At 73.4% G+C, this 16,651-nt stretch carries 15 protein-coding genes; 7 read left to right on the forward strand and 8 right to left on the reverse strand.

Features of this window, described 5'->3' with window-relative positions:
- The 4 genes from RBH18_RS14260 to RBH18_RS14275 form a co-directional block, all read right to left on the reverse strand.
- Complete coding sequence (locus RBH18_RS14260) at positions 1-660, reverse strand: response regulator (RefSeq protein ID WP_306207768.1); 660 nt, start codon at positions 658-660, stop codon at positions 1-3.
- Positions 657-1,790 carry a sensor histidine kinase gene (locus tag RBH18_RS14265; protein ID WP_306207770.1) on the reverse strand — a complete coding sequence of 378 codons (1,134 nt, stop codon included), beginning with the start codon at positions 1,788-1,790 and terminating at the stop codon, positions 657-659. The genes RBH18_RS14260 and RBH18_RS14265 overlap by 4 nt, the downstream gene beginning before the upstream one ends.
- Positions 1,791-1,795: 5 nt before the next feature.
- On the reverse strand, positions 1,796-4,825 hold the full coding sequence (locus RBH18_RS14270; RefSeq protein ID WP_306207772.1) for an efflux RND transporter permease subunit: 3,030 nt from the start codon (positions 4,823-4,825) through the stop codon (positions 1,796-1,798).
- Positions 4,826-4,916: 91 nt separating this feature from the next.
- Positions 4,917-5,894 (reverse strand): NADP-dependent oxidoreductase, encoded by a 978-nt coding sequence (locus RBH18_RS14275; protein WP_306207774.1) that lies wholly within the window; start codon positions 5,892-5,894, stop codon positions 4,917-4,919.
- An 86-nt stretch (positions 5,895-5,980) separates the two neighbouring features.
- Here RBH18_RS14275 and RBH18_RS14280 point away from each other — a divergent pair, with 86 nt between their 5' ends.
- The 5 genes from RBH18_RS14280 to RBH18_RS14300 all read left to right on the forward strand — a co-directional run bounded on the left by RBH18_RS14280 (position 5,981) and on the right by RBH18_RS14300 (position 9,535).
- Positions 5,981-6,922 carry an AraC family transcriptional regulator gene (locus tag RBH18_RS14280; RefSeq protein WP_306207776.1) on the forward strand — a complete coding sequence of 314 codons (942 nt, stop codon included), beginning with the start codon at positions 5,981-5,983 and terminating at the stop codon, positions 6,920-6,922.
- Positions 6,923-6,962: 40 nt separating this feature from the next.
- Positions 6,963-7,286, forward strand: coding sequence for an ArsR/SmtB family transcription factor (locus RBH18_RS14285; protein ID WP_306207778.1), 324 nt, complete (start codon positions 6,963-6,965; stop codon positions 7,284-7,286).
- Positions 7,283-7,780 (forward strand): SRPBCC family protein, encoded by a 498-nt coding sequence (locus RBH18_RS14290; RefSeq protein WP_372338913.1) that lies wholly within the window; start codon positions 7,283-7,285, stop codon positions 7,778-7,780. Before RBH18_RS14285 ends, RBH18_RS14290 begins: the two co-directional genes overlap by 4 nt.
- A gap of 116 nt (positions 7,781-7,896) precedes the next feature.
- A complete protein-coding gene (locus RBH18_RS14295) occupies positions 7,897-8,769 on the forward strand; it encodes a siderophore-interacting protein (protein ID WP_372338914.1) in 873 nt (290 codons plus the stop codon).
- 7 nt (positions 8,770-8,776) lie between these two features.
- The gene (locus tag RBH18_RS14300; protein WP_306207784.1) at positions 8,777-9,535 is read left to right on the forward strand and encodes a helix-turn-helix transcriptional regulator; all 759 of its coding nucleotides are present in this window, start codon (positions 8,777-8,779) and stop codon (positions 9,533-9,535) included.
- On the opposite strand, the gene RBH18_RS14305 is transcribed toward RBH18_RS14300, so the two are convergent.
- Positions 9,516-10,673 carry a 4-hydroxybenzoate 3-monooxygenase gene (locus RBH18_RS14305; RefSeq protein ID WP_306207786.1) on the reverse strand — a complete coding sequence of 386 codons (1,158 nt, stop codon included), beginning with the start codon at positions 10,671-10,673 and terminating at the stop codon, positions 9,516-9,518. The genes RBH18_RS14300 and RBH18_RS14305 overlap by 20 nt on opposite strands.
- A 115-nt stretch (positions 10,674-10,788) precedes the next feature.
- Here RBH18_RS14305 and RBH18_RS14310 point away from each other — a divergent pair, with 115 nt between their 5' ends.
- Positions 10,789-12,171: a S28 family serine protease gene (locus tag RBH18_RS14310; protein ID WP_306207788.1), complete on the forward strand. Its 1,383-nt coding sequence runs from the start codon at positions 10,789-10,791 to the stop codon at positions 12,169-12,171.
- 3 nt (positions 12,172-12,174) lie between these two features.
- On the opposite strand, the gene RBH18_RS14315 is transcribed toward RBH18_RS14310, so the two are convergent.
- Both RBH18_RS14315 and RBH18_RS14320 read right to left on the reverse strand, forming a co-directional pair.
- The gene (locus RBH18_RS14315) at positions 12,175-12,543 is read right to left on the reverse strand and encodes a nitroreductase/quinone reductase family protein (RefSeq protein ID WP_306207790.1); all 369 of its coding nucleotides are present in this window, start codon (positions 12,541-12,543) and stop codon (positions 12,175-12,177) included.
- A gap of 49 nt (positions 12,544-12,592) precedes the next feature.
- Complete coding sequence (locus RBH18_RS14320) at positions 12,593-13,624, reverse strand: alpha/beta fold hydrolase (protein ID WP_306207791.1); 1,032 nt, start codon at positions 13,622-13,624, stop codon at positions 12,593-12,595.
- Positions 13,625-13,738: 114 nt separating this feature from the next.
- On the opposite strand from RBH18_RS14320, the gene RBH18_RS14325 reads away from it, so the two are divergent.
- Positions 13,739-15,664: a potassium transporter Kup gene (locus RBH18_RS14325; RefSeq protein ID WP_306207793.1), complete on the forward strand. Its 1,926-nt coding sequence runs from the start codon at positions 13,739-13,741 to the stop codon at positions 15,662-15,664.
- Here RBH18_RS14325 and RBH18_RS14330 read toward each other — a convergent pair whose 3' ends face one another.
- Entirely contained in the window at positions 15,665-16,507 is an 843-nt protein-coding gene (locus RBH18_RS14330) for a hypothetical protein (RefSeq protein ID WP_306207795.1), read from the reverse strand.
- Positions 16,508-16,651 lie beyond the last annotated feature (144 nt).

Raw genomic sequence — 16,651 nt, forward strand, 5'->3', positions numbered from 1 at the left:
TCACGGGCGCACCAGGCCACTCTGGTAGGCGATCACCACCAGCTGCGCCCGGTCGCGGACGCCGAGCTTGGACATGGCCCGGTTGACGTGGGTCTTGGCGGTCAGCGGGGAGAGCAGGAGGCGCTCGGCGATCGTGTCGTTCGAGAGGCCGTGGGCGACCAGGACCAGCACCTCGCGCTCGCGCTGGGTGAGGGCGGCGAGCGTCTCGGGGGTGGCGGCCTCGGGCTCGGGGCGGGCGCGCAGGTGGTCCATCAGGCCGCGGGCGGCGCGCGGGGACAGCATGGCGTCGCCGGCCGCCACGGTGCGGACCGCGCGTACGAGGTCGTCGGGGCCGGCGCCCTTGCCGAGGAAGCCGCTCGCGCCGGCGCGGACCGCGAGCATGACATTGTCGTCGTCCTCGAAGGTGGTGAGCACCAGCACGCGCACCCCGGCGAGGTCGTCGTCGGCGGCGATGCGGCGGGTGGCCTCGATGCCGTCGACGCCGGGCATGCGGATGTCCATGAGCACCACGTCGGCGCGGGCGGTGCGGGCCTGGTCGACCGCCTCGCGCCCGTCGACGGCCTCGCCCACGATCTCGATGCCGGGCTCGGACTCCAGGATCATGCGGTACCCGGCCCGGATCAGGGCCTGGTCGTCGGCGAGCAGCACACGGATGGTCACACGTCCTCCACGGGCAGGTCGGCGTGCACGACGAAGGAGTCGCCGATCGGGGCGGCGACGAGCTGTCCCTCGGCGGCGGCGGCCCGCTCACGCATGCCCACCAGGCCGTTCCCTGCGCCGGACGGGCGCCCGGGCGCGATCTCGTTCCGCACGTCCACGGAGAGGCCGGCCGGGGTCCAGCCGACGACCAGCGACGCGTGCCCGGTGCCGTACTTGTGGGCGTTCGTGAGGCCCTCCTGCACGATCCGGTACGCGGCCAGGTCCACCATCGCGGGCAGCTCCCGCGCGTCGCCGGTCTGCCTGAAGTCCACCCGCAGCCCGGCGGCGCGCACGTCGTCGAGCAGCCGCGGCAGCCGGTCGAGCCCCGGCGCCGGCTCGGTCGCGGCGTCCGGGTCGTCGGACTGGCGCAGCACGCCCACCACCGACGCCAGCTCCTTGAGCACCGTGTCGCAGGCCTTCCCGATGTACGCCAGCGCGGTGCGCGCCTGGTCCGGCCGCCGCTCCAGCACCCGGGTCGCCCCGCCGGCCTGCATGTTGATGACGGCGATGTGGTGGGCGACGACGTCGTGCAGCTCGCGGGCGATGCGCAGGCGCTCCTGGATGACGCGTCGCTCGGCCTCCTCCTCGCGGGTCTGCTCGGCCCGGCGGGCGCGTTCCTCGACCGCCGCGATGTACGCCCGCCGGCTGCGCGCCGCGTCCCCGAACCCGCCCGACATCGCCGTCCACGCCGCGATGAGCAGCATCGGCGGGTGCAGCCAGCCGCCGTCCAGCCCGGTCAGCGCGGCGGCGTACAGGACGGCGGTGCACACCCCCGCGTACGTCCAGCCGGTCCGCCGGTCCGCCGCGGTCGCCGCCGCCAGGTAGAGCAGGAACGGGATCACGAACAGCAGCAGCCCGGTCACCCACCCGGCGAGCAGGCAGCCGGCCGCGACCGCCACCCCGGTCACCAGCGCCGGCACCGGGGCGAACCGCCGCCCCGCGAGCAGCAGGGCGGCGAGGATCACGGTGAGCAGCTCGACCGGGAGGGGCGCGTCGTTCGGCCGGGGCGCGACCACGACCGCTGCGATGCCCGTGCCGAGCAGGGCCAGGGCGCCCGCGACGTCGACGGCCAGCAGCCACGGTCTGCGCATGCTGATCACGGTACGGGCTGCAGCTCGCGCTCCGGCACCGGATCCGGCTCCGCCGGGGCCGGGCGGCGGCCCTCCACCATCGTGTAGAGCACCGGGATCAGCACCAGCGTCAGCAGCGTCGAGCTGACCAGCCCGCCGATGACCACGACGGCGAGCGGCTGGGAGATGAACCCGCCCGACCCGGTGAGGCCCAGCGCCATGGGCAGCAGCGCGAAGACGGTCGCCAGCGCGGTCATGAGGATCGGGCGCAGCCGCCGCAGGCCGCCCTCGACGACCGCCTCGGCGACGGTCGCGCCGCGCTCGCGGTACTGGTTGATCAGGTCCATGAGCACGATCGCGTTGGTGACCACGATGCCGATCAGCATGAGGATGCCGATGAGCGCCGCGACGCCGAGCGGGGTGCCCGTCACGAGCAGCAGCGCGACCGCGCCGACGAAGGCGAACGGGATCGACACGAGCAGGATCAGCGTCTGCCGGATCCGGCGGAACACGCCGACCAGGATCAGGAACACCAGCGCGATCGCGGCGCCCATCGCGAGGAAGAGCTGCGAGAACGCCTCGTCCTGGTCGGCGGTGACGCCCCCGGTCTCGTACGCGGCCCCGGCCGGCAGAGTCAGCGACGCCAGCTTGTCCGCCACCGCCGTGCCGGCAGCGCCCGTGTCCTCCCCGACCGGCGTGGCGGTGACCGTGTTCGTCCGCTCACCGTCGGCGCGGGTGCGCTGCACGGGCCCGTCCACCTGGGTGACCGTGGCGACCTGGTCCAGCCGGACCGGGCCCTTCGCGGTCGGCAGGAGCAACGCCTTCACCTGGGCCAGGCTGTCCGGGGCGGCCGCGCCGGCGCGGACGACGACGTCGTGGCTCGTGCCGTCGATGGTGACCTGCGTGGCGGTGGTGCCGGTCGTCGCCTGGCGCAGGGCTCCGACGATCGTCATGTCGCTGAGCCCGTACTCGGCTGCCTGCTCGCCCTTGGCCACGATGCTGATCTGCGGGGAGCTCTCGGTGAGGTCGCTGCTGACGGCCGTGACCTCGGGCACCTGCGACAGCGCCCGCTGGATCTGCGAGGTGGCGGCGCGCAGCGTGTCGTCGTCGCCGGCGGTCACCGACACGGAGATGTCGCTGCTGCCCAGGCCCGCGTCGCCGGCGCTGAAGGTGAGGCCGGTCGTCCTCGCCTCGATCGCGTCCTCGACGCCGGCGGCGTCCGCGCCCTCGGCGAGATTCACCGTGTACGACACGGAGTTCGCGCCTCCGCCGCCGCCGAGGAAGCCGCCCGAGGAGCCGATGACCACCTGGTACGACTCGACGCCGGCGACCGTGCCGAGCACCTGCTCGACCTGTGCGGCCGCCGCGTCCGTGGTCGCCAGGTCCGAGCCGGCCGGCAGGGTCTGGGTCATGCTGACGCTCTCCTGTCCCGAGTCGCCCAGGAAGCTGGTCTTGAGCTGCGTCGCCATGGCCGCCGTGGCGACGAGCAGCAGCGCGGCGACCGCCAGGACCGTCTTGCGGCGGCGCACCGACCACGTGATGACCGGCAGGTAGAGCCGTTGCAGCCGGCCGCGGCGCTCCTCCGCCTCCACCCGCGCGCGGTAGACCTCCGGGGGCACGCCGGCGGCATCCTTGGGCGTCCGCAGGAACCAGTACGCCAGGGCGGGCACCACGGTCAGCGACACGAGCAGCGACGCGATCATCGCCACGGTGACCGTGATCGAGAACGGCCCGAAGAGCTCGCCGACGAACCCGCTGACCAGGGCGATCGGCAGGAACACGGCGACGGTGGTCAGCGTGGACGACGTGACGGCGGTGGCCACCTCCCGGACGGCGGTGATGATCGCCTTGCCGCGCTCCTCGCCGTACCCGAGATGGCGTTTGATGTTCTCGAGCACGACGATGGAGTCGTCCACGACCCGGCCCACCGCGATGGTGAGGCCGCCCAGGGTCAGGATGTTGAGCGAGTAGTCCCGCGTCCACACGACGGTGAGCGCGATCAGCAGCGACAGCGGGATGGACACCGCCGTGACCAGCGTCGAGCGGGCCGAGCGCAGGAACAGCAGGATCACGATGACGGCCATCACGAGGCCGAGCAGGCCCTCCTCGAGCAGGCCGTCGACCGAGTCCTTGACCTGCGGGCCGCTGTCCGAGACGACGGTCAGCTGCAGGCCGTCGCGCTGCAGCTCCGGCAGCTTGGCCCGGACGGCGTCGGAGATGGACGCCGCGCTGCCGCCGTGGTCCATGGTGATCGACAGGCCGAGGCTGGGCTTCCCGTTCGTCCGCGTGATCGAGGTCGCCGGGGCGTCGGTGAGCTTGGCGGTGGCGACGTCCTTCAGCTGGACGCCGGGGGCGATCCAGAGATTCTGGACCTGCGCGAGGGAGGTGACCGGGCGGCCCACCGCGAGGCTGAGGTCCTTGCCGTCGCTCGTGATGGACCCGGCGGACGCGGTGCCGCCGAGCGCCTGCAGGGCGGCGGTGAGGCTCTGCACCGCGGAGCTTTCCTTCGGCGTGACGGTGACGATCTGGTCGCGCGTGCCGGAGAGGCTCACCTCGTTGACGCCGTCGACGGCCTCCAGCTCGGGAACGACCGTGTCGCGCAGCCGGTCGCCGTCGCCCGCCCCCGTGACGGCCAGCACCATGGTCGGCAGGTCGCCGGTGCTGCCGGTGAGGACCTGCGGGTCGACGCCGGAGGGCAGGGCGGCGGCCACCTTCGCGACCGCGGCGGACACGTCGTCGGCCGCGGCGTCCAGGTCGGCGTCGAAGTCGAACTGCAGCAGCACCGTGGCGGAGCCCTGCTGGGAGGTGGAGGTCATCGACTCGATGCCGTCGAGGCCCTTGACCGCGCCCTCGAGCGGGACGGCGACCTGCTGCTCCACCACCTCCGGCGACGCGCCCGGATACTGCGCCACCACGGTGACGGCCGGGAAGGACAGGTCGGGCAGCAGCTGCTGCTTGAGCGCGGCCGTCGCGTACACCCCGAGGGCGACGACGAGGACGGCGATCAGGGCGACCAGTTTCCGGTTGGCCAGGCTGATCCTGGACAGCAAAGACATGCTGACAGCCTCGGGCCCGCACCGCCCCCGCCGCGTCGTCCAGCGGGAGGCCGCCCGGCTACCGCAGCCGTGGTAGCCGGGCGGCCCACTACTACGGCAGGACCACGATCTTGCCCAGGGGATGGCGGCGGGCGTGGTCGAGGACAGCCCGCACGCCCTCGTCGAGGCGGTAGCGGCGGGCGATCGGCGTCGCCAGCTCACCGGACGCCGCGCCCTCGGCGACCCCGGCCATGCCGCCGTGCTTCCCGTCGAGGTCCATGACGAAGTGCAGCTCCACGTCGTCGCGGCCGAGCTGGGCGAGCTCCGGCGGCGGGAAGACGATGGAGACGAAGCGGCCGCCCGGGCGCAGCGTGCGCGCCGCCACGGGGAGCCGGTCGGCCGGCAGGACCAGGTTGAGGACGACGTCGACGCCGCCCGGATAGCCGTCCGGGTCGTGACCGATGATCCGGTCCGCGCCGAGGCCGCGCAGCAGGTCCGCGCCGGCCTCGGTGGCGGCCGTGGCGGTGATGTCGGCCTTGGCCGCGGCGAGCAGCGGCAGCGTGGTCAGGCCCGTCGCGCCGGTGGCCCCGATGACGAGGACCTTCTCCCCCGGCTGGAGCGCGGCGACGGCCCGGAGCACGAGCGCGGTCATGCCCGGGATGACGAGGGCGGCTGCGTGGTCGGCGGGGACCGAGGGCGGGCGGTGGGCCAGCATCGGGGTGTCCGCCTCGAGGACGACGTACTCGGCCAGGGCGCCGGTGCTCAGCGACGGGCGGGCCACTCCGGCGGTCGCGGCGCGCAGGGAGCGGGGCAGGGCATGGCCGAAGACCTCGTCGCCGGGGCGGTAGGCGGTGACGCCGGGCCCGGCCTCGGTCACCGTGCCGGCGAGGTCGGTGCCGGGGACGAACGGGAACTCCAGGACCCGGCCGAAGGCGCCGGTGATCGCGTACGTGTCCGGCGGGTTGATCGACGCGGCGGCGACCCGCACCTGGAGCTGGCCGGGGCCCGGCCGGGGCACCGGCAGCTCGGCGATCGTGAGCTGCTCGGGCGGCCCGTAGTCCGTCGCGACGACGGCTTTCATCGTGGTCATGTCAGCACCGTAGGGCTCGCAGGATGCGGCAGACGATGCTCGTCGGGCGCATCTTTCTACCCGTCTGCCTCAGGTACGCTGCCACCGTGGATCTGATCGCGGACGTGCTCACCGTGTCGGGAGTCCGGGGTGCGCTGGGTGCGCGGCTGGAGGCGGGCGGCGACTGGGCCGTCGCCGTCGACGACTACCCGGGTGCGGCCCTGCACGCGGTCACCACGGGCAGCGCGTGGCTCTCCGTGCCCGGGCACGAGCCGCTGCGCGTGGGCGAGGGCGACGTCGTCTTCCTGCCCGCCGGCACCCCGCACGTGCTGGGCAGCGCCCCCGGTCTCGCGGCGGGGCCGTGCGACGCCGGCGCGGTGGCACGCGCCCAGGAGACGGGCGAGCCGGTGCGGGCCGGATCGGGCCCGGCGCACACCCGGATCGTGACGATCCACTACGACTGCGACCATGCCGTACGCACGCAGGTGCTCGACGCCCTGCCGCCACTGCTGCACATCCGGGCGGAGCTGTGCGGCGCGGGCTTCGGCGACACGGTCCGGATGCTCGGGCGGGAGCTGGCGGACCCGCAGATCGCGACGGCGGCCGTGCTCAACAGCCTCGTCGACATCATGCTGATCCAGCTGCTGCGCGCGTGGCTGCCCGGCGCCGCGGCCGGGCGGCAGGGCACGTGGCTCGGCATGTTCGGCGACCCGCTCGTGCGCCGGGCGATGGAGCGGATCCACACCGAGCCGGCCCGGGCGTGGACCACGGCGTCACTGGCCTCGGCGATCGCGGTGTCCCGGGCGACGCTGTCGCGGCGGTTCCCGGCGGCGATCGGGCAGAGCCCGGGCGCGTATCTCACGCAGTGGCGCATGGATCTCGCCGCCGCCCGGCTGCGCACCACCGACCAGCCCGTCGAGGTCGTCGCGGCCGCCGTGGGCTACCAGTCGGTGCCCGCCTTCAGCCGCGCCTTCGCCCGCTCCCGCGGCGAGACCCCGGGGCGCTACCGGCGCGGCACCGCGCGGACGACGACGCCGAACGGGGCGTAGCGCTTGCGGAAGGCGCTGGTCACGACTAACGTACAACCACATGGTTGCAGGTGAGGAAGCGGACCGGGTGTTCCACGCCCTCGCGGACGGGACCCGCCGCGACATCCTCACCCGGGTGATCACCGCCGAGCAGTCCGTGTCGGCGCTCGCCCGGTGCTATCCGATGAGTTTCGCCGCGGTGCAGAAGCACGTCGCGGTCCTCGAACGCGCGTCGCTGGTCGTCAAGCAGCGGCGGGGGCGGGAGCAGATCGTGCGCGCCGACCTGACCGCGGTGCGGCGGGCCGCCCGGCTCCTCGACGCGTACGAGGAGCTGTGGCGCCACCGCGTACAAGGCATCGAAGACCTCCTCCAGGAAGGACAGTGAGCGCGTTGACCACGATCACCAGTCACAAGGACGTCGACAATCTGACCATGACCTTCGTCGCCGAGTTCCCGGCGCCGGCGGCGCGGCTCTGGCAGGTCTGGCAGGACCCGCGCCAGCTGGAGCGCTGGTGGGGCCCGCCGACCTGGCCGGCCACCTTCGACCGGCACGACTTCGCCGTCGGCGGCGAGTCGCGCTACTACATGACCGGCCCGGACGGCACCAAGGCGCACGGCTGGTGGCGCATCACCGCGCTCGACGAGCCGCGCCGCCTGGAGTTCGAGGACGGCTTCGGCGACCAGCACGGCGAGCCGACGGACAAGCTGGGCATCACCCAAGTCGCCGTCACCTTCGAGGACACGGGCGCCGGGACGCGGATGACCACGGTCTCCCACTTCACCGACGCCGAGCATCTCGAGCGGCTGGCGAAGATGGGCATGGAGGAGGGCATGCGCCTGGCCATGGGCCAGATCGACGAGATCCTCGGCACCGCCTGAGGGCCGGCCTCCCGGGGTGGCATGTTAGGTTAGCCTCACCTGGCACCCGCCACCCCCGGAGGACCGTCGTGACCCAGACCGTCGAACGCGTCGCCACGCAGCCGTGGCGGTTCTTCATGACCGAGGTGCGGCGCGTGCAGCGGCTCAGCCCGAGCTTCCTGCGGGTGACGCTCACCGGCCCCGGCGTCGACCGCTTCGCCGACAACGGGTACGACCAGCGCATCAAGCTGATCCCGCCGCTCCCCGGCGCCGGGCTCGCCCACGTGCCGACCGGCCCGGAGTGGTACACCGAGTGGCGTTCCCTGCCCGACGAGCTGCGCAACCCGATCCGGACCTACACGATCCGCGCCGTGCGCCCCGCCGCCAGTGAGATCGACATCGACATGGTGCTGCACGGCGCCACCGGGCCGGCCTCCGCCTGGGCCGAGACGGCGGCGCCCGGCTCGCAGATGTGCGTCCTGGGCCCCAACGCCGACCACCCCGGCGAGCACGGCGGCATCGACTTCCGCCCGCCCGCGCACACCGGCTGCCTGCTGCTGGGCGGCGACGAGACGGCCGTCCCGGCGATCGCCTCGATCCTGGCCCGCCTGGCCCCCGACGCGAAGGGCGAGGCGCTGCTCGAGGTCCCCGAGACGGGCGACATGCTCGACCTGGTGGCGCCTCCGGGCGTACGCGTGACCTGGCTGCCCCGCAACGGCGCCGCCCAGGGCGACAAGCTGATCCCCGCCGTCCGCCGCGCGACCCGCGGCTTCTTCGGCGAACGCCCCGCGGGCCCGGTCGGCGAGCTCGAGGACATCGACGTCGACCACGACATGCTCTGGGAGGTCCCGGAGCCGCTCACCGACACCGGCTCCTTCTACGCCTGGCTCGCCGGCGAGGCCGCCGTCATCCGCACCCTGCGCCGCCACCTCGTGGCCGAGTGCGGCGTGGACCGGCGCTCGGTCGCCTTCATGGGCTACTGGCGAGCCGGCAAGGCCGAGGCCAACTGAGCCGGACATGACGGCCCGGCTGCTGGACCCCGTGCCGAGCGGCGCGGGACGGCTGCCGCACGGCTTCCGGATGGAGCCACACCACCACACCCAGGGGCAGCTGGTGTACGCGGCGACCGGCGCCCTGGCCACCACGACCGAGCGCGGCACCTGGGTGGCGCCCGCCACCCGGGTGACCTGGACGCCGCCGGGTTTCCCGCACGCACACCGCGGCTACGGCGAGACCGACATCCGGCTCGTCGCGATCCCCGCCGGCCTGGGCGGCGAGCTGGCGGCCCGCCCCCGCGTGTTCGCCGTGAGCCCCCTGCTCCGCGAGATCCTGCTGACGCTGACCGGCCGGCCGGAGACCCGCCCCGGCGCCCACGACCGGCTGCGCGCGGTCGCCGTCGACGAGCTGGCCGAGACGGACGATCAGTCGCTGCACCTGCCCGAGCCCCGCGACGACCGGCTGCGCGCCGTCACCGACCGGCTGCACGCCGATCCCGGCGACAACGCGACCCTGGGCGAGCTGGGCCGGGCCGCGGGGGCGAGCGAACGTACCCTCAGCCGGTTGTTCCACGCCGAGCTCGGCATGAGCTTCCACCGCTGGCGCACGGTGCTGCGCCTGCACCACGGCCTGATCCACCTCAGCGCCGGCCGCTCGGTCACCGACACCGCCCTCGCCTGCGGCTGGTCCAACCCGACCAGCTTCATCGAGGCCTTCACCGAGGTTGTCGGCCAGACCCCGGGCCGGTATCAGACCGAGCTCAGGCGACACCCGAGGTGAGTTCGCCGAAGACGCGGCCGGCCGCCGCCGACTCGAACTGCCGGCGCAACTCCGCCCGTGCCACCCGCTTGCGGAACTCGCCCTCGAAGGACGGGTCGCCGGCGTCGTGCATGACGCCGGTGATCCAGGCGGCGAAGGCCTGATAGTTCCAGACGTGGTGCAGGCACGTCTCGGAATAGGCGTCGAGCAGGCTCGGATCGTCGTCCCGAAGCCGCGCGATGACCGCCCTGGCGAACGTCTCCGCATCGAAGAGAGCCAGGTGAATGCCCTTGGCACTCATCGGCGGGACGATGTGCGCGGCGTCGCCCAGCAGATGGAGCCGGCCGTGCTGCATGGGTTCGTAAACGACGCTGCGCAGGGCGACCACCTCCCTGCTGAGGATCTCGCCCCGGCCCAGGGACCGGCCGAAGCGGCTTTCCAGTTCGTCCCAGATCCGGTCGCCGGGCCACGCCGCGATCGTGTCGTCGCGCGAGCACTGCAGATAGATGCGGCTGTTGTCGGCGCCCCGGGGAATGAGACCGGCCAGACCCCGGCTGTGGATCGCCATGCCGGAGATCGTGCCGGGCACAGCCGCCAGCACGCTCAGCCACGAGTACGGGAACTCGTGCGCGTACCGCGTGAGCACGCCGGCGGGAATCGCCGCCCGGCTGACGCCGCGATCGCCGTCGCAGCCGGCGACGTAGTCGCAGCGGATGACGTCGCCCGCCCCTCCCGAGTCCCGGAAGCGCACGACCGGATTCGGGCCGACGACGTCGTCGAGCGCGACGTCCACCTCGTAGCGGATGTCGCCGCCCTCGCGCAGGAAGATGGCGGCGAGCCGGCGGACGAGGAGCTGCTGGGGGATGAACATGCTCTCGTCGTCGTCCCCGCCGGCCTCGATCGGCATCGCCCGGCCGTCGAGGAAGAAGCCGCCCTCCACCTCGGGAGTCGGGCCGTCCTCCAGAATCTCGGCCAGTCCCCACTCCCGGAACAGCCGCACGCCCCGGGTGTCGAGCGTGCCGGCCCGCTGGCGCGCTTCGACGTGCTCGCGGCTGCGGCGCTCCAGGACGACGCACCCGATCCCGTTGCGCCGCAGGAGATTGCCGACGGTGAGTCCGGCGACGCCGGCGCCGACGACGACCACTTCAGTTTCGATCATGCCGCCCAGCATCGGCGCTCCGCGAAGCGGCTACCACCGGCGAACGCCGCCGCGACACCGGAAACCCGCCGGGTTTTTCCCGCCGGGAATCGCCGGGAGTCGATATGGTGACGGCGTGAAGAGTCGCGTCGTGGCCGCCCTCGCGTCCCTGCTGGTCATTGTCTCCCCCGCGGCGCCGGCGCGCGCCGCCGTCGACGATCCGCTGCTCGACCAGTTGCACGCGATTCCCGGCCTGACCGTCGTGTCGGAGACGCCGGGGAGCGGCTACCGGTTCTTCGTGCTCACCTACCGGCAGCCGGCCGACCACAAGCACCCGCGGCAGGGCAGCTATGAGCAGCGGCTCACCCTGCTGCACCGGTCCAGCGACGCGCCGGTCGTGCTCGCCACCAGCGGGTACGGGCTGGCGGCCAGTCCGCGGCCGGCACAGACCGAGCCGACGGCGATCCTCGGGGCCAACCAGATCTCGGTCGAGCACCGCTTCTTCACGCCGTCGCGCCCCGAGCCGGCGGACTGGTCGGACCTGACCATCTGGCAGGAGGCGACCGACGAGCACCGGATCGTGACCGCGTTCAAGGGCATCTACGCCGCGAAGTGGATTCAGACCGGCGCGAGCAAGGGCGGGATGACCTCGGTCTACCACCGCCGCTTCTACCCGGGCGACGTCGACGGCGTCGTGGCCTACGTCGCGCCCGACGACGTGATCAACCCCGCGGACTCGGCCTACGACACATTCTTCGACACCGTGGGTACGCCCGCCTGCCGCACCGCGCTCGACAACGTCCAGCGCGAGGCGCTCAAGCGGCGCGACCGGCTCGTGCCCCGGGTGGCCGCCGCCGCGGCCGAGCAGGGCTGGACGTTCACGAACACGCTGGGCACGGCCGACCGTTCCTTCGAGATGACCGTCCTCGACACGGTGTGGGCCTTCTGGCAGTACTCGACTCTCGCGGACTGCGCGTCGGTGCCCGCCACCACGGCGACCGACGACGAACTGTACGCCTGGATCGACGGCGTGGCCGGCTGGAGCTTCTACACCGACCAGTCGCTGGAGTACTACTTCCCGTACTACTTCCAGGCGGCGTCGCAGCTCGGCTGGCCCAGCCTGAAGTTCGAGCACCTGCGGGGCCTGCGCCACTACCCGGGCCTCTACACCGCCAACGCCTCGCTCCCCGCCGAGCTGCGGCGGCCCCACCACCCGGTGCCGATGGTCGACGTCGACCTGTGGGTGCGTACGGCCGCGCAGCGCATGCTCTTCATCTACGGCGAGAACGACCCGTGGGGCGCCGAGCGGTTCACCCCGAGCCCGCGCGACTCCGCCCGCTACGTCGCCCCGGGCGCCAACCACGGCGCGAACATCGCCCGCCTGTCCCCCGCCGACAACGCCGCCGCGACGGCCATGCTCAAGCGCTGGGCCGGCGTCACCACGACCGCCGCGGCGCAGCGGTCCGCGCCCCTGCCGCTGGACGACATGCTGGAGGGCCGGCACCGTACGGGAGAGTGACCGTCAGGCGCGGCGCAGCCGGAGCCAGTCCTCGGCAGGGAAGAGGGCACGCGCGACCGCCCAGCTGAGCCGGGAGTAGTAGGGGCGGGCCGCCGCGGCATCGATGATGCGGGGGTCGGTGACGGGGTGGTCGGCGCCTTTCCAGCGGACGGTGGCCCGGCCGGCGGCGAGGACGTTGCGGACCCAGTTGGTCCGGGCGCCCCACGGCAGGTTGATCACGAAGGTGTCGTCGCGGGCCATGACGACGACCGGCACGGCAAGCGCGCGGCCGGTGACGCGGCCGCGGTGGTGGACGACGGCGTAGGCGGGGAACCAGCGGCGGCCGGCGAAGGCGCGGACGGCGGGCGTGGTGGCGCGGACGAAGGCGTTCATGTGTCTCATCGTGGCCGGGCCGAGGCCGCCGCCGCGTCCCGGAGATCCGTCAGTGCCCGTGCCGGATCTCCGTCAGGCGCGCGGCGTCCACCCGGCCCCGGGCGCCGGTCTTGCGGTAGATCGCCGCCAGGTGACGTTCCACGGTGTGGACCGCGATGCCCAGCCGGCGGGCGATCTCCTTGTTCGAGTCGCCCGCCGCGAGCAGCGTCAGCACCTGCTGCTCGCGTGGTGTGAGGCCGGCCCGGCCCGGGCCGGCGGCGAGCGGGCGGCCGGTCACGAACTCCGTCACGAGCCGCACGTCGGCGGCCGTGTCCTCGATGAACAGCGTCGGCGTCGAGCCGGGCAGCTCGACGAGGCGCGCGTCCGGCAGGTCGTCCGCGAGGCGCCGGGCCACCTCGACGGGGATCTGCGCCTCGCTCTGGCGGTGCAGGACCAGGGCAGGCGCCCGTACGTGCGGCAGCTCCGGCGTGACGTCGATGCGCCGCGCCGCCTCGAACCAGGCCTTCGCCACGGGCGCGCTGCTGGCCGTCCGGAACGCCTCGGCGATGAAGCGGTGGGAGGGAGCCGCGTCCCAGCCGAGCCACGCCGTGGCGGCCGCGTCGGCGAAGAGGTTCCAGTCCTGGTCGACCAGGGACAGCAGCGCCTGGGTCTGCGCCGGGGTCATCGCCTCGCGCATCCGCGGGGCCCCGCCGAAGAGCACGAGCCGCTCGACCGCCGCGGGCCGGCGGGCCGCGAACGCGAGGGCCGTCGCCATGGCGTGGTAGTAGCCGAGCAGCGACACCCGGGTCAGGCCCGCCGCGCCCAGCACCGCCCGGAGGTCGCGCAGGTGTGCCTCGAGGCCCAGGTCCCCGAGGTCGATCCGCCGGTCGGAGCCGCCCGTCCCCCGCCCGTCGTAGAGCACGACGGTGAGGTGGCGGGCCAGCTCGGTGTAGGCGGCGCGCAGGGCCGGGACCCGCCACTGCGCGACGATGTTGCTCAGGGACGGCATCCAGACCAGCGGCGGCCCCTGCCCGAAGACCTGGTAGGCCAGGGTCACGCCGTCCTCGGTCCGGGCGAAGCGCACGTCCGGCAGCCTGTCCACGGCGCCAACCTACCGCCCGCACCGGGCACCTCGACAGGCGGTTCGCCGCGCCGGGCGGAGCTCCCGGGGGTAGGGTCGCGCCCGAGCGTATTGATCAAGTCGGGGGGATCCACCGTGGCCGAGGAGCAACGGACGGCGGGGCGCGGGCGCGACCGGGTGCGCCTGGCCGTGGTGGTCGGGGCGCTGGGGGTGGTGTTCGGGGACATCGGCACCAGCCCGATCTACAGCCTGCAGACCGTGTTCGACCCCGACGACCCGCACCCGGTGCCGGTCAGCACGGCCAACGTGTACGGCGTGGTGTCGCTGATCTTCTGGTCGGTGATGATCATCGTGACGGTGTCGTACGTGCTGCTGGCGATGCGGATCGACAACGACGGCGAGGGCGGCATCATGGCGCTCATCGCGTTGCTGCGCCGGCGGGCCTCCGCGGCGGGGCGCAAGACGGCGCTGCTGCTGGCGCTGCTCGGCATCTTCGGGGCGTCGCTGTTCTTCGGCGACAGCATGATCACGCCGGCGATCTCCGTGCTGTCGGCGGTGGAGGGCGTCGAGGTGGTCGAGCCGTCCTTCGCCTCGTGGGTGGTGCCGATCACGGCGGTCATCATCGTGGCGCTGTTCTCCGTGCAGCGGCACGGGACGGCCGCGGTCGGGCGGGTCTTCGGGCCCGTGATGATCACCTGGTTCGTCGTCATCGGCGCGCTCGGGGTCAGGGGGGTCGTGCGGCACCCGGCGATCCTGGAGGCGCTCTCCCCCACGTACGCCATCGGATTCCTGGCCGGGCACTTCGGCATCGCCTTCTTCGCGCTGGCCGCGATCGTGCTCGCCGTGACCGGCGCCGAGGCGCTCTACGCGGACATGGGCCACTTCGGCCGCCGGGCCATCTCGCGTGGCTGGCTGTTCCTGGTGCTGCCCGCCCTGACGCTGAGCTACCTCGGCCAGGGTGCGCTGATCATCGCCGACCACGCCAGCATCAGCAGCCCGTTCTTCCTGCTGGCGCCGGGCTGGGCGCGGCTGCCGCTGGTGCTGCTGGCGACCGCCGCCACGGTCATCGCCTCCCAGGCCGTGATCACCGGCGCCTTCTCGGTGGCGTCGCAGGCCGGGCAGCTCGGCTACCTGCCGCGGCTGCGCCTGGCGCACACCTCCGAGTCGTCGATCGGCCAGATCTACGTACCGTGGATCAACTGGCTCCTGATGGTCTCGGTCCTCACGCTGGTGTTCGCCTTCCGCAGCTCGGCCGCGCTGGCGTACGCGTACGGGATGGCCGCCACCGGGACCATCACCATCACCACCCTGCTGTCGCTCTACATGGCCCGCCGCCAGTGGGGCACGCCGCGGTGGCTGATCGGCACCGGCGCCGGCGTGCTACTCCTGGTCGACCTGCTCTTCGTGGCCGCCAACCTCACCAAGCTGGTGCACGGGGCGTGGCTGCCGCTGGCGATCGCGCTCACCGCCTTCACCCTGATGACGACCTGGAAGCGCGGGCGCCGGATCGTGACCGACGAGCGCGAGCGCCTCGAGGGGCCGCTGCTCGGCTTCATCGACGAGATCCGCACCGGGACCTCGGTGACGCGGCAGGTGCCGGGCACGGCCGTCTTCCTCAACCGCGGCAAGGTGACCGCGCCGCTGGCCATGCGGGCGAACGTCGAGCACAACCACGTGCGCCACGAGCACGTCATCATCATGTCGCTGGAGACCGAGCCGGTGCCGCGGGTGCCGGAGGACGAGCGGATCGTCATCGACGACCTCGGGTACGCCCACGACGGCATCTTCCACGTCGTGGTGCGCTACGGCTACGTGGAGACGCCGGACGTGCCGGGCGCGCTGGCCATGCTCGACCCCGAGACCACCGAGGGGCAGCTCGACCTCGACCAGGCGTCCTACTTCCTGTCGAAGATCGAGCTGCACGCGGGTCCGGCGCGCACGATGGCCCCCTGGCGCAAGCGCCTCTTCATCGCCACGTCGCACGCCACGGCCGACGCCGCCGACTACTTCGGCCTGCCCCGCGACCGTACGGTGATCATGGGGTCGCGGATCGAGGTGTGATCAACCGGCGCGGTGGTGCTTCTGCACGTACGTGAAGCCCGGCTCCAGCGGCCCGACCTGCTCGTCCGCCAGCGACAGCTGCCGCTCCGACGGGTGGGCGCCGGGCGGCAGCTTGCGCACGAAGCCGTTGACCCAGTGCTCGCGCCGGCCCGAGGCGTCCTCGTCGTCCCAGAGCTCCGCCTCCTCGACCAGCGGGGCGTAGAACAGCATCTCGGCCGGCTTCTGCCCCTCGACCGCCGGATAGGACGGGTAGCCCGCCTTGTCGACGCTGCCGGTCACGCGGGTCAGATAGCCCTCGCGGAGCAGCTGGTCGACGGCGTTGGTGAGCAGGAACGTCCCCTTGGCGCCGCGACCCAGCCCGGCGCGGGTGCCCAGGCCGTCCTCGGCGAGCACGGCACTGCCGTCGGAGAAAACCCGGCCCAGCCTGCGTACGGCCGCCAGCACCTTGCCCCGGTTGGACCCCGCGTCGGCGAACTCGCGGGTGACCACCTTCGGGTCGTACTCGTGGTAGTAGGGGACGCCGTCGACCCGCACCGGCTCGTCGAGCGGCGTGGTCCGCACCTGCACGTCGGCGCCCGCCCCGCCCGGCCACGTGACGGTGACCAGCACGCCGACCTGCACGTCCTCGGGCCACGCGATGCCGTCGAACTGCCACTCGACGTCCTGCCGCAGGGTCGTCGCGAAGACCCGCTTCGCGGCCGCCCGCCCGTACAGCCGGTGCTCGAGCGCGAGAGTGACGTCCGCCCGGTCCGCCAGCGCCCCGGCGCACTCCTCGGGGGCCGCGCAGATCCCGCCGTCGAGGTCGGCCCGCCACAACGCGGAACGCCGGGTCACCTTTCGCACGCGGAGAATCGTAGCCCGGCGGGTACGCAGGGGCAGACAACGGCCCGGTCCGGACACAGTCCGCCGCGAACGGCGACGTTCGCGGGCTTGCGGGCATCTAGTACTGAGTACGGAGGAGTCGGGGGCGCTTTCCCGGGGCGGAGG

The organism is Actinoplanes oryzae (genome assembly GCF_030757795.1).
In the GTDB taxonomy this organism is placed as follows: Bacteria; Actinomycetota; Actinomycetes; order Mycobacteriales; family Micromonosporaceae; genus Actinoplanes.